At 33.5% G+C, this 13,273-nt stretch carries 9 protein-coding genes and 1 tRNA gene; 6 read left to right on the plus strand and 4 right to left on the minus strand.

Annotated elements, in window-relative coordinates; translation table 11 throughout:
• Nucleotides 1-124: 124 nt before the first annotated feature.
• A complete protein-coding gene (locus ACRBBL_RS14805) occupies nt 125-2,893 on the minus strand; it encodes a 2-oxoglutarate dehydrogenase E1 component (RefSeq protein ID WP_431369847.1) in 2,769 nt (922 codons plus the stop codon).
• Nucleotides 2,894-3,007: 114 nt separating this feature from the next.
• Between ACRBBL_RS14805 and ACRBBL_RS14810 the strand changes: the two genes are divergently transcribed.
• Entirely contained in the window at nt 3,008-3,547 is a 540-nt protein-coding gene (locus tag ACRBBL_RS14810) for an alpha-ketoglutarate decarboxylase (protein ID WP_431369848.1), read from the plus strand.
• Here ACRBBL_RS14810 and ACRBBL_RS14815 read toward each other — a convergent pair.
• Nucleotides 3,531-3,881: a hypothetical protein gene (locus tag ACRBBL_RS14815; RefSeq protein ID WP_431369849.1), complete on the minus strand. Its 351-nt coding sequence runs from the start codon at nt 3,879-3,881 to the stop codon at nt 3,531-3,533. The genes ACRBBL_RS14810 and ACRBBL_RS14815 overlap by 17 nt on opposite strands.
• A 232-nt stretch (nt 3,882-4,113) precedes the next feature.
• On the opposite strand from ACRBBL_RS14815, the gene ACRBBL_RS14820 reads away from it, so the two are divergent.
• Together ACRBBL_RS14820 and ACRBBL_RS14825 are read left to right on the plus strand one after the other, a co-directional pair.
• Nucleotides 4,114-6,264 carry a hybrid sensor histidine kinase/response regulator gene (locus tag ACRBBL_RS14820; protein WP_431369850.1) on the plus strand — a complete coding sequence of 717 codons (2,151 nt, stop codon included), beginning with the start codon at nt 4,114-4,116 and terminating at the stop codon, nt 6,262-6,264.
• Nucleotides 6,265-6,643: 379 nt separating this feature from the next.
• Nucleotides 6,644-6,991: a hypothetical protein gene (locus tag ACRBBL_RS14825; protein ID WP_298419231.1), complete on the plus strand. Its 348-nt coding sequence runs from the start codon at nt 6,644-6,646 to the stop codon at nt 6,989-6,991.
• A gap of 211 nt (nt 6,992-7,202) precedes the next feature.
• On the opposite strand, the gene ACRBBL_RS14830 is transcribed toward ACRBBL_RS14825, so the two are convergent.
• Nucleotides 7,203-7,284, minus strand: a tRNA-Leu gene (locus ACRBBL_RS14830).
• A 153-nt stretch (nt 7,285-7,437) separates the two neighbouring features.
• Here ACRBBL_RS14830 and ACRBBL_RS14835 point away from each other — a divergent pair.
• The 3 genes from ACRBBL_RS14835 (at nt 7,438) to pth (ending at nt 9,723) form a co-directional block, all read left to right on the plus strand.
• The gene (locus ACRBBL_RS14835) at nt 7,438-8,379 is read left to right on the plus strand and encodes a ribose-phosphate pyrophosphokinase (protein WP_431369851.1); all 942 of its coding nucleotides are present in this window, start codon (nt 7,438-7,440) and stop codon (nt 8,377-8,379) included.
• A 26-nt stretch (nt 8,380-8,405) separates the two neighbouring features.
• Nucleotides 8,406-9,005: a 50S ribosomal protein L25/general stress protein Ctc gene (locus ACRBBL_RS14840; RefSeq protein WP_431369852.1), complete on the plus strand. Its 600-nt coding sequence runs from the start codon at nt 8,406-8,408 to the stop codon at nt 9,003-9,005.
• 76 nt (nt 9,006-9,081) lie between these two features.
• Nucleotides 9,082-9,723, plus strand: a complete 642-nt coding sequence (gene pth / locus ACRBBL_RS14845; protein WP_431369853.1) for an aminoacyl-tRNA hydrolase — start codon at nt 9,082-9,084, stop codon at nt 9,721-9,723.
• A 55-nt stretch (nt 9,724-9,778) separates the two neighbouring features.
• On the opposite strand, the gene ACRBBL_RS14850 is transcribed toward pth, so the two are convergent.
• Nucleotides 9,779-13,144 carry a reprolysin-like metallopeptidase gene (locus ACRBBL_RS14850; RefSeq protein ID WP_431369854.1) on the minus strand — a complete coding sequence of 1,122 codons (3,366 nt, stop codon included), beginning with the start codon at nt 13,142-13,144 and terminating at the stop codon, nt 9,779-9,781.
• Between the last annotated feature and the right edge of the window lie 129 nt (nt 13,145-13,273).

Below are 13,273 nucleotides of genomic sequence, written 5' to 3' on the forward strand. Positions count from 1 at the left end.
TTTACTTTTTTGGGCGTTTGCTTCGACTTCGCTCAGCAACCGCTGTTTGCATTTAGTAGTATAAAGACTTGTTTTATTGAGCCTTTCGACAAGCTCAAGATAAACTAAAGTCAAAATACAACCCTTAACGCATATTATTTTTAGTTTTATCAAAAACATACGCAATCACTTCTTCATGACGACGTTTTGATCGCACTGAGCTTCCTGCCGCTGGCGCTCCATAAAATCTTCTAGAGGCAACTCTAAAGTTTCTTATTTCATCCATGTGCATTAACAAGTGACTGTACGCTCCCATATTTCTTGGCTCTTCTTGTGCCCAAACAATATCGTCTGCGTTTGTATATTTTGCAATAACTTCTTTGATTTTTGTTTTTGGTAATGGAAACAATTGCTCCAATCGTACTAAAGCAACATCTTCTTCTCTTCCTTGTGCTGAGCGTTCTGCTAATAAATCATAATAGAATTTCCCTGTACAGAATACTAAAGTTTTTACTTTGTCAGCTTTTGCTTCCGCATCATCTATTAATGTTTGGAAACTTCCGTTTGCAAAATCATCAACAGTTGATACTGCTTTTGGAAGACGCAATAAACTTTTAGGAGTGAAAACAATTAACGGTTTTCTAAAGTTTGCTTTCATCTGACGACGTAACAAGTGATAGAAGTTTGCTGGTGTTGTACAATCAGCAACATACATATTGTCTTTTGCACACATTTGCAGATAGCGTTCCATACGTGCTGATGAATGCTCTGCTCCTTGCCCTTCATAACCATGTGGTAATAACATTACCAATCCGTTTTGTGTTTTCCATTTATCTTCTGCTGAAGATATGTATTGGTCAATCATAATTTGCGCTCCATTACTGAAGTCTCCAAATTGTGCTTCCCAAATTGTAAGCGTGTTTGGGCTTGCCATAGCGTAGCCATAATCAAATCCTACAACACCATATTCTGATAAGAATGAGTTATAGATGTAGAAGTTTCCTTGATTTTCTCCTACATTATCTAGTAATTTTATTTCTTCTTCTGACGCTTCAACTTTTACTACAGCGTGACGGTGCGAAAATGTTCCTCTTTCTACATCTTGTCCAGAGATACGCACATCAAAACCTTCTTGCAGTAATGAACCGTATGCGAGCATTTCCCCCATTCCCCAATCGATTGCATTTTTTTCAAAGAACATTTTATTACGATCTCCGATTAGACGTACAATTTTGTTTAGGAATTTTTTATCCTCTGGTAATTTAGAAACAACTTTTGCAATTTGTTCTAATTTTTCTTTAGGATATGTTGTGTCTACATCATTTCCCATTCCACCTTCGTCAACTCGAACAAATCCGTCCCAAGTATCTTGCATGAATGGTGTTATAACTGTTTTTTCTTCTTTACGAGAATCCTCAAGTTTTACTTCTAGTGAGTCTTTGTATGCTTTTTCTAAACCTTTTACATACGAATCATCAATGATTCCTTGCTTTATTAGCTTAGCAGCATAAATATCTCGTGCGTTATTATGAGCTTTAATTGCTTTATACAATTTAGGCTGTGTAAATCGTGGTTCATCACCTTCATTATGCCCATAACGACGATATCCAAGTAAATCAATAAATACGTCACGTTTGAATGTCATTCTATATTCTAACGCAAATAACGCTGCATGTACAACTGCTTCAGCAGCATCAGCATTTACGTGCAATACTGGTGAAAGTGTTACTTTTCCAACATCTGTACAATATGTTGATGAACGCGCATCCAAGTAATTGGTTGTAAAACCAACTTGATTGTTTACTACAATATGAATTGTCCCGCCAGTTTTATAACCATCAAGCTGAGACATTTGTATAATTTCATACACCAAACCTTGTCCTGCAATAGCAGCATCACCATGAATAACTATTGGTAATACTTTTGAGAAGTCATCTGCGTGATAACGATCTTGTTTTGCTCTTGCTATTCCTTCTACTACAGCGCCAACTGTTTCTAAGTGTGAAGGATTTGGCGCAATATTCATGCTTATTTTCTTTCCAGAATCTGTTTCTCTATCAGAAGTCAATCCTAAGTGATATTTTACATCTCCATCAAAAATTGCTTCCGCATAGTCTTTTCCGTCAAATTCACTGAAGATATTTTTTGCAGATTTCCCAAATATATTTGTCAATACATTTAAACGACCTCTGTGTGCCATTCCTAAGATGAATTCCTTTACGCCTTTATTTGCTGCTGCTTCTACAACGGCATCTAATGCAGGAATTAAGGATTCTCCTCCTTCAAGCGAGAAACGTTTTTGCCCTACATATTTTGTGTGCAAAAAGTTTTCAAACGAAACTGCTTCATTTAGCTTTTTAAGAATATGCTTTTTGGTATCATTTGAAAACTGTGGATGATTGTCATTGATATTCAGTTTATCCTGAATCCATTTAATCTGTTCAGGTTTTCTGATATACATATATTCTACACCAATAGATTCGCAATAAATGCGCTCTAAGTGTGTAATGATGTTTCGAAGTGTTGTTTTTCCAATACCTAAAATTTCACCTGCTTCAAACGTTTTATCTAAATCGTTTTCGCTTAGTTGAAAATTTTCTAAAGCTAATGTTGGAGCATATTTTCTACGTTCTCGAACAGGATTTGTTCTAGTAAATAGGTGTCCTCGCGTACGGTAGCCATCAATAAGTTTTACAACTTGAAATTCTTTTTTTACATTTTCAGGAACAACAACTTTAGTAATTGCCTCTGTAGTTTCAGACATTTCTTCGCCGTAACTTTCTGTTCCGAAATCATATCCTTGAAAGAACGCACGCCAACTCGGCTCTACGCTGTCTGGGTTTTGTAAATATTGATCATATAACTCAGCAAAATATGCTGTATGTGCTGCATTTAAAAAGGAAAATCTATCCATGTTTTTTCTTTCTTGTCTCGTTTCGACAAAATTTTATCAAAAATACAACTTTTGATAAAAACACATCATAAGTTTTGTATATATTTATACGAATAATCCATAATTTTCTCATAGATGAAAAATTCTGTTTTTTACCACACAAAAAATACTTTTTTAGTGATTTTTATGTTTTTGTTGTCTTTTACAGCACTTTCACAAAATAACAACAATTCTCAAGGAAGTGATTTTTGGAGAAATGTTCGCTTTGGTGGCGGATTGGGACTGGGTTTCGCCAATGGTGTTTTTAGCGCTACGGTAGCTCCAAGTGCTATTTACGATTTTAATACACAGTTTTCTGCAGGTATGTCATTGAACTATACTTATTTTAATGATGATGATTTTTTTAAATCAACTATTGTTGGAGGAAGCTTTATCGGTTTATTTAATCCCTTACCAGAAATTCAGCTTTCAAGTGAGTTTGAATATTTGAACGTAAGCAGAAATTTTGAAGATCCAATTTTTGAAGATGATAATTATTGGCAACCTGCCGTATTTTTTGGCGTTGGATACAGAACTAATAACATTACCGTTGGCGTTCGCTATAATGTACTGCACGATGATGATAAAAGTATTTATGCAGATGCCTTAGTGCCGTTTTTTAGAGTTTATTTTTAAACCACACTTTTTGCCACTCACGCTTTAGCATTAAGAACGCTACTTGTTCTGAAAGCACTACCATATCAGATCCATCTAATGCTTTAATTTTAGCTTCGGAAACATCCATGATGTACAGTAGATTCAAATATTCAGCAAATTTTTCTTGAATTAACTGATATACAACAGCATGTAATTCTCTTTGTAAAGATTTTGGAGAAATATTAGCAGGAAAAGTTTCTTCAATGTTTGCCATTAAAAAATCTTTATTGAGTTGTGCAATAAGTTTTTCATACAGCATTTCTTTTGTTGCATCAACCAATAACTCTTCTATGTGCTTGTGATTTTTTAGCATGTAACGAAAATAATCAAATCTTTGTTACAATAATTTACAAAAGCCTAAAAAATTATGCTGTAACACTTAGAGAATTTTAAAAATTACGATCTTCTATCTTTTTATAGAGGTTATTATTTCTACTTTTTTAAATAAAGCTTAAAAACAATAAAATATTCAATTAAAAGTCATTTCCATTGCAACTATTTGCAATAGTTTTAGTAAATTAAATGATGCAAATAGTTAACAAAATTTGAAACGATTATATTTCCTTTTATTCACCTTTGCTCTTCATAGTTTTGCATTGGCACAAAACACATCGAATACCCTTTTAGACTCTATGTTAGCTGAAAAGCAGAGAGCCTTTAAATTATTTGAACAAGGTAAACATGGAGAAGCGATTACTATTAACAATAAGGTACTCAAGTATGCTAAAGAAGCAAACGACAGTATTTTAATGGGACGCTGTTATGCTTCACTTGGAAATTCACATTATTTTGTAAGTAAAGATTCATTAAGTTTTTATTATCTATTTAAAGCCAGAGATATTTTCGAAAGGGCTAAAGACACTTTTAATTTAGTTTTATCATACAATGATATTGGAGTAAATTATAAAGATTTTGACAGTATTCCCAAAGCTAATATGTATTTCACGAAAGCAATAAATTTAGCCAAAGCTGGTGGATATGAAATAGATATGATTTATCCTTTGTCAAATGTTGCTGAGAATAAAATTTATTTAGAACAAAATTACACTGACGGAATAACGTATTCATTAGAAACACTGGGTATAATGAGCAAGATTCCAGTTTATGACGATCGAAAATTAAAAGCGCTTATATATGTACAATTATCGTATGCGTACTATAAAATTAACGATTTAGAAAATCATCAATTGTATTTTAATAAATCTGTTGAAGCTTCCAAAAAATATAACCACATAGGAGTTTTGGTAAAACTATATAAGGAACAAGCTGAGTTATTTAGAAAAGACAATAATCTCAAAAAGGCATATGATTTTATGCATAAACATGCTCTTTATAACGATTCTTTAAATAAGATTAAAGAATACGAAAAAGCAAAGCAGATTGAGGCTGATAATTTTTTACGAGAAAATCGAGAAAAAGTTCGTTTACTAGAAGCCAAACAAGAATTTAAAGATGCCACTATTACAAAGTTTAGAACTTATAATACAATTCTAGCTTTTTTCATATTAGGACTTTTAATCAGCATTTATTTAATTTTTAAGAAAAATAAACAGCTCAATGCTACAAAGAAAGAAGCTGAAGAGCTTTCGAAAGCTAAAAGTGATTTTTATTCAGAAATCAGCCACGAATTACGCACACCATTATATGGCGTTATTGAACTATCTAAATTACTATTAAAAGAAAATGTAAATAGCTCTCACAAAGAGTATTTGGAATCATTAAATTTTTCTGCAAGTCACTTATTATCCTTAATAAATAATGTATTAGAACTTAACAAAATTGAATCTGGAAAAATAAAATTGGAAGTTTTAGATTTTAAACCAAAGGACTTAATAAATAACATTGTAGATAGCTTAGAGTTTGCACTTGTTAATAGTCAAAATAAAATCCATATTGAATATGACGATAGAATTCCGACATCTTTAAAAGGTGATTCTTTAAAATTATCGCAAGTATTTATTAATTTAATTTCTAATGCTATTAAGTTTACACATAATGGAAATATTTATGTCAAAGCAAGATTGTTAGAAGATTTAAACGAAAATGTGAAGATCCATTTTGAAGTACAAGATAATGGTTCAGGAATTTCGAAGACGAAACAAGAACAGATATTTGAAAAATTTTACCAAGAACAAACAAAATTTGAAAAATCATATAAAGGAACTGGCTTAGGACTTTCTATTGTGAAAAGAATTTTAAAAGTCATGCAAAGTGACATTGTTATTGAAAGTGAAGTTGACAAAGGAACTTCTTTTAGTTTCGAACTTGTTTTTGATAAAAAGGAAACTGTAAAACTTCAAAACAATACATGCGAAAGTATTAGTAAAGCAATTGCCGGAAAATACATTTTAATTGTTGATGATAATAAGATTAATCAATTAGTGACCAAAAAAATACTTGATGAATATAAGGTAAACACCAAAGTTGTTGGTTCAGGAAAACAAGCTATTTCGGCTTTGAAAGAAACTTCTTTTGATTGTATTTTGATGGATTTACATATGCCCGATTTGGATGGTTATAAAACTACATCTATTATACGTGAATTTAATACTGAAATTCCAATTATTGCACTCACAGCATCTTCTAGTGAAGAAGTAGAACAAAACATTAGTAAATATGCCATGAATGGTCATATTATGAAACCGTTTTTAACTGCTGATTTTATAACTACTATTCACAAAACGATAACTTCTTAAATTATTTTTTGTATTTGCAATTTGTATTTAGAAAAAGAGAAGATTTCTTCAACTTACATTTGTTTTACCAAAACAAAAAAGCCGAAGTATATAACTTCGGCTTTTCCTTTGTAGTACACCTAACGAACCTAAAATCGAACTTTTTGTATGAAGATTTGAAAAAAATGAATCTGTTTTTTAATGAATATTCTCACCTTTTGAATGCTTCGTAATAGAGTTCCTGTTATTCTTTCATCCAATAGGCATATCAGGAATTTTATAATGCACTAGCAATTTTAGTTAGTAAACCTTATTGGTATTAGATGAAAAAGGTTTATTCTAGAATAAAGAAATAAGGAGAAATTACTGTTATATTTACACTATAACCAATAAAAAAGTAATGAAAAGACATAAATTTAAAATCATCCTTATTGTTTCACTAATAATATTGGGCTTTGTTGGATGGTTTATCCCTTTTGAATATAACAACGAAGGTTATTGTTCTGAATCTCAATTGTATCGATATCAGTTTGGCATATATGCATGTGAACGTAACGATGAAGGTCACCCTGACTTTCAATGCTGGAAAAAAATAGGTGGATTTTGGAGTTATATAGGATTAGAAAAGTTAGAATGTGAGGTAACAAATTATAACAGCTCTTTTATTGACAATACTAATAAGAAATTAAAGCAAGATATTTTTGTAATTATCAAATCGACATTACAATCAGATTTTGACAATTTTTAAGTTATGGATTAGATTGATGGTGATATAAATAAAGACGAAAAAGGAGACTCTGTTGTTTTAATTAATATTAACAGATAAAAAACTATCTATCTTATTGAAAAACTTTAACTGAAAATCCTTTACCCTTAAGCTTATCAGATAAAACGGGAGTTATTGTAAACAAAAAAATCCTAACAACTGCTAGGATTTTTATTAGAAAGAAATTTCTTAGTACTCGAGGTGGGAATCGAACCCACACTCCCGAAAGAACTGGATTTTGAATCCAGCGCGTCTACCAATTCCGCCACTCGAGCTTCTTTTGCTTCTAAAGGAGTGCAAATTTAGAAAATATTTTTAATTCTTGCTTAAAAAAAGAAATAAAAGCTTTTAGAGTTGCAATAAATTTCTAAATTTGCACCTCATTTGACACAACACAACAATTAACTAACTACTAAACAGAATATTAAATGGCTTATACCGTCCCTGTACCAAAGATTTTTGCCTGTACGCAAAGTGATGAGCTTGCAAGAAAGATTGCAAAAGAATATGGCGCAGAATTAGGAAAAGTTACGTTCTCAACATATAGTGATGGCGAATTTCAACCTTCGTTTGAAGAATCGGTTCGTGGCGCAAGAGTATTTATCATAGGATCTACGTTTCCAAACTCAGATCATTTGATGCAAATGCTTTTAATGTTAGATGCAGCTAAAAGAGCTTCTGCACGCCATATTACAGCAGTACTTCCTTACTTCGGTTGGGCAAGACAAGATCGTAAAGACAAACCAAGAGTGCCGATAGGAGCAAAACTAATAGCAAAAATGCTAGAAGTAGCTGGTGCAACGCGAATTATTACAATGGATTTGCACGCAGATCAAATTCAAGGTTTCTTTGAAAAACCAGTAGATCATTTATTTGCTTCTACCGTGTTTTTACCATATTTACGAAAGTTGAATTTGGATAAGCTCACCATTGCTTCTCCAGATATGGGTGGATCAAAAAGAGCCTACGCATATTCTAAGTTTTTAGAAAGCGATGTTGTTATTTGTTACAAACAACGTAAAAAAGCCAACATCATTTCACACATGGAATTAATTGGTGATGTAACAGGAAAAAATGTGGTATTAGTAGATGATATGGTAGACACTGCCGGAACATTAACGAAAGCCGCAGAAGTAATGATGGAAAAAGGAGCATTATCTGTACGTGCAATATGTACACATCCTATTTTATCAGGACAAGCGTATGAACGAATAGAAAATTCAAAATTAGAAGAATTAATCGTAACCGATTCTATTCCTTTACGCCAAGAATCAAGCAAAATAAAAGTAGTAAGCTGTGCGCATTTATTCGCAGATGTAATGCAACGAGTACAAAACAATACTTCTATTAGCTCAAAGTTTTTAATGTAATTTAAATATTAATATAAACACAAAGAATGAAATCAATTACAATCAACGGATCTCAAAGAGAAAGCGTAGGTAAAGTATCAACTAAAGCCTTACGTAATGCTGGAAAGGTTCCTTGCGTATTATACGGAGGAGACAATCCATTACACTTTTCAGCAGAAGAATTATCATTTTCTAAATTAGTGTATACTCCAAATGCGCACACAGTTGTGATTGCATTAGAAGACGGTTCTACACACAATGCTATTTTACAGGATATTCAATTTCACCCTGTAAATGACAGAATTTTACACATTGACTTCTACCGTTTATTTGACGATAAAGAAGTAACAATGAACATTCCAGTAAATGTTGTTGGAACTGCACCTGGTATTATTTCTGGTGGTGTGTTACGTTTAAACAAACGTAAACTTAAAGTAAAAGCATTACCTGCAAATTTACCTGATACTATTGAAGCAGATGTTTCTGAATTAGAAATTGGAAATAAATTATACGTAACTGCTTTAACAAACGACAACTATAAGTTATTACACGCTGATAACACTGTAGTTTGCCAAGTAAGAATCTCGCGTGCTGCAATGAAAGCTGCGCAAGATGCTGCAAAAGAAGCAAAAGAAGGAGAAGCTTAAAAATATTTGATTTTCCAATCTATAAAAAGCATTCCATATCGGAATGCTTTTTTATTTTTACACAAATTTTTACAGTATGCTTCAATTTTTCAGAAAACTATTGAGTACATCTCATTCAAAAGCATCATTAAACATCGAAGAAACAGATCCTATGAAAAAATTTCTCATTGTAGGTTTAGGAAATATTGGTAGTGAATATGAAAATACACGCCATAATATCGGATTTAAAATACTTGACTTTTTTGCCAAGAAAGAAGAACTTACGTTTAAAACAGACAAATTAGGTGATGTAACCTCATATAGATTTAAAGGAAGAACGTTTATTTTCTTAAAACCTAGCACATACATGAACCTCAGCGGAAAAGCAGTTCGCTATTGGATGACAAAAGAAAAGATTCCTGTAGAAAATGTTTTAATTATTACTGATGATTTAAACCTTGAATTTGGAACGATTCGCGTAAAAACCAAAGGAAGTGATGGCGGACATAATGGCTTAAAAAGTATCCAAGCATTACTAAACACTACAAAATACCCTCGATTCCGATTTGGAATTAGCGCTGATTTCGGCAAAGGACGACAAGTAAATTATGTTTTGGGTGAATGGTCAACCGAAGAAAATGACAAACTTCCTGAACGTTTAGAAAAAAGTACAGAACTCATTAAATCCTTTGGAACAGCTGGAGTTTCAAACACAATGAACAATTTTAATGGAAAATAAAAAAGAGAGGCAATTGCCTCTCTTTTCATATCATATTTAGTTTAGTAAATATCTTTTACTGAACGATTAGTTTTTTAATACTTACACGCTCTCCATCATTTACACGAACCATATACAATCCAGCTTGAGCTGAACCAATATTTAACTCCTCAGTGAAGTTTGCTGAGTTATTGTATTGCTTTGTAAAAATAGCACGTCCACGAACATCAAAAATATCAATAGTAACATCTTCAGAAGATGTAGAGGTAAATTTCACTACAAACTTTCCTCGTGTTGGATTTGGCCAAATAGCAAAGTCTTCCAATTCATTCTCTATAGTCGATAACGTATTCTGAACATTAATACGATAATCTTCTACTTCTCCATCTGCTCCATTTTCACAAGACGTTGGAAACACAATCGTATTTCTAGAAGTATACTTTGTAGATACACGCATCGTAGTTGATCCTACTAGCGCTGTACTTGGCACCATCACCATCATTCCAGAGTTTGCTGTTGCTCCATCTGCTACATTATCTGCTTCTCCTAAATCATATTCCTCTCCTGGATCATCAAAACTACAATTCTGATTCCAATCAATCCAAACTTTCGTTTGTGTTCTATAGTCTCCATCTGTATTTGCATGCACCGTAAGTGCGTATGATGACTCTTTAATTACATCTGTAGCATCTGTAGACGTATAATCAGTATATCCTGCAGGTTTTGCAGAAACTCTAGTAATATCTTCAAAATCTACCAGCGTTGTACTTGTTTGAAAACTCGTATTTGCCACAGAAGCACATACTGCACATGATTGTGTTGTAAATGAATATGTACTTGAATATACGGTTGAAACACAATCGTTAGAGATACCAATTCTCCAATAATATAAAGTTGATTGCCCCAGAGATGTAGCTGTATAGTTTGCACTAGATACTGTAGCCGATTCTACAATATTTGTGAATCCAGCATCTGTTGCGATCTCTATTTGATAACCATCTGCAATCGTATTTACCGACCAACTCAGACCAGTATTCGTCGGAATATTTGTTGAACTATTTGAAGGTGAAATTAATGTAACTGGCGATAAGCTTCCTGGAAGCACACTAATAGTTAAATCTGCTCCTCTTGTTGTTCCTCCAGACGTTCCTTGAGCAGTAAATAAATATGTACTTGGCGCAACTCCTGATGTTCCTGAAATGGTAAGTGTTACAGGTGTTCCATCAACAGAAGCACTTACAGGATTAAAAGTTGCGTTTGCTCCTACTGGAAGGTTTAATGTAGAAAAAGTAGTTGTTCCATTAAATCCATTAAAAGCATTATATGTAAAGTTATACACTGCATCAGCTGGCTGACAAGCAGTTTCGTCACTATCTGTAAAAACCAATGCAAAATCTGGCTCTACCAAAGTAAAGTTTGTAGAATTCATTGCAAAAAAGATATTTCCTGCTCCTTCCACAATAATTCTTGTTTGCGAAGTTGGCGTCGTTACAGGAACCGTAATTTGATGCGAACCATCATTTGGCACATTAGATGCTAATGTAAATGGAAATGTATCTCCACCATCTGTAGACATTAAAATATTAACGTTTGCCGTACTTACTGGTGCAGCAGTTGTATTTGCTACATTCCAAGTTACTGTTTGAGCAGTTCCCATTTCCCAACTTGTACTTGAATTTTGCGATGTTACCGTAAAAGGTCCTGCAGCAGTTGTAACTTGAATTGCTGTTAAATCAAAACTAGATTGCCCACCTAATCCTGTCGCTGTTGGTTCTCTATCACGAACTGTCAACGCCCAATTCATTGTTCTATTTACAGTTGCTACTGTTTCCCATGCACTATTAATAGTTGGGTTTGTTTGTGTTAAGTTTCCTGAAGCAACTCTACTTAATTTTGGAATATATCTATTTGGAGAGCTTGTAGGTACTTGCGATCGGTTCATAGAACCACCTGTTACCGTTGGTCCAAATGTTGTATTTGTAACCTGTCCGCTATCTGTTTGTTCCCAGCAATATGTAAGCGCATCGCCTCCATCAGCATCTGTAGCACTTCCTCTTAACACATAAGCAGTTCCTTGCGGAATCGTATAATCACTTCCTGCATTAGCGTTTGGCGGATTGTTTGTTAACATTGGCGAATTATTTGCATTCCAACAAGTACGCACGTCTAAATTATCTAAAACTTGCTTAATACTGTGATAATGAAAATATGGATCACTATTCTGTTGTACATTATTTGCTCCCGTAATTCCTGCATATCCCATTATGGTAGATCCACTTCCTGGCTCAGCATTTACACCAGTTCCTTCAGTACTGAAAGCCCAAGTGTGGTTTGCTCCCATTTGGTGACCAATTTCGTGCGCTACATAATCTACATCAAATGTATCTCCTTCAGGAATTCCATCCGATGGAGAAGTATAAGCACTTCCTTTATTTTTATCTGTATTACTAGCCGTATCATCTACACAAACACATCCTATACAACCTGCGTTTCCACCACCACCAGTAGCACCAAATAAGTGCCCAATGTCATACGCAGCGTTTCCTACAGTTCCTGTTGTCGTTAGTACATTTTGCACCTGAACTCCCCAACCATTTGTATTATTACTATTGGCTGAATCTGTTCCTACACTAGCGACTGAATATGGATCTGTATTTGCATTTGTATAAATAATGTCTTCATTATTTGCAATTACTTCAAAAGTAACTGCCATATCTACTTCAAAAATAGCATTTACTCTCGCCATCGTTGCATTAATGGCTGCCATGGCACCAGCTACAGTTCCGCCGTGATATTGCGTATACTCACCTGTTACAGAAATTGCAATTCTAAATGTTCGCAATGTTTGGTCGTCTGCGTCTTTAGGTTGAATATCGATGTTATCTTTAAATTTTCCTTGTACTTCGTCTATCGTTTTACAATTAAATTCGTTTACCGAACCAATTCGCGCATCTCTTGTGTATACTACATAATTTACGATATCATTTCCTGCTCGCTGCATAAAAACAGTTGGTCGATCAATGTATGAAATCATTGTTTGTACACCTTTGTGAGAAACACTCATACGCAATTCAGCTCCATAATTATCTTGACTATACCCAACATACGATTTAATATCTGGGAATTTTGCTGCCAATTCAGGCGCAAAAACAGGAGCTTCATACATTTCAAATGTTTCTAGCTTTCCATCAATTCCTGGAACTTGTATTGTAGTATTTGATCCAAAAGTTTCACCTCGTAAAGGTGCGTTAATAAGTTGTTGCTTAAAGTTCTGGTAGTTCAGCTCAAAAAAATCGACTTTTTGGTTTGATAGGTTTAATTTTGATACTGATTCAGTATCATTTACGGTTTCTAGCTTTTTCCAATCGTTGCTTTGAGCAAATCCAACGGAGGAAATCAAAAAAAGACACGCTAAAAGACCGAAGCATAATTTTTGCTTCATAGCTTTTTATTTTAAGATAGGGGTTAATTTTAATTTCCAAAAATGACTTTTTTTAAAGTAGTAACATAAAATTTGCTTGATTTTTCGACGAAGCAGAAGAATTTGAGCGACGAAGGATTTATTTTTGTC

It is taken from the genome of Kordia sp. (assembly GCF_050633145.1).
Lineage (GTDB): Bacteria > Bacteroidota > Bacteroidia > Flavobacteriales > Flavobacteriaceae > Kordia.